1 pseudogene is annotated in these 295 nt (G+C 53.9%); it reads left to right on the top strand.

Going from position 1 to position 295, the window contains the following annotated elements:
• A pseudogene (locus tag EN786_RS37130) lies at positions 1 to 295 on the top strand (DUF1176 domain-containing protein); the annotation flags it as partial.

The following is a 295-nucleotide window of genomic DNA, read 5'->3' as shown; positions in this document are numbered from 1 at the left end:
GAGTTCGGTCTACTACATGACTGACGGACTGTCGGAAGTGCAGCAATTGCAGTTCGCCGAACCCAAGATGGATATCCGCTACGAGAAAAATGACAGCGATGGCAAATTGCTGGGCATGAGCATCGTCGGCTTTGATACGACAGGCTGGGCCGTCAATTCCGACTATGACCCGGACACCCACACAATCACCACCTTCAACAAATGGCGAGGCGTCGGCGATGCATCCGACGCGGGCACCTATCTGTTCCGCGATGGTGATTTTTCATTGGTGCAGTACGACGTCGATGCGTCCTAT

Source organism: Mesorhizobium sp. M4B.F.Ca.ET.143.01.1.1 (genome assembly GCF_004792275.1).
Lineage (GTDB): Bacteria > Pseudomonadota > Alphaproteobacteria > Rhizobiales > Rhizobiaceae > Mesorhizobium > Mesorhizobium abyssinicae.
Note: the sequence above shows the minus strand (reverse complement) of the source record. Positions and strands in the feature narration are given on the sequence as shown.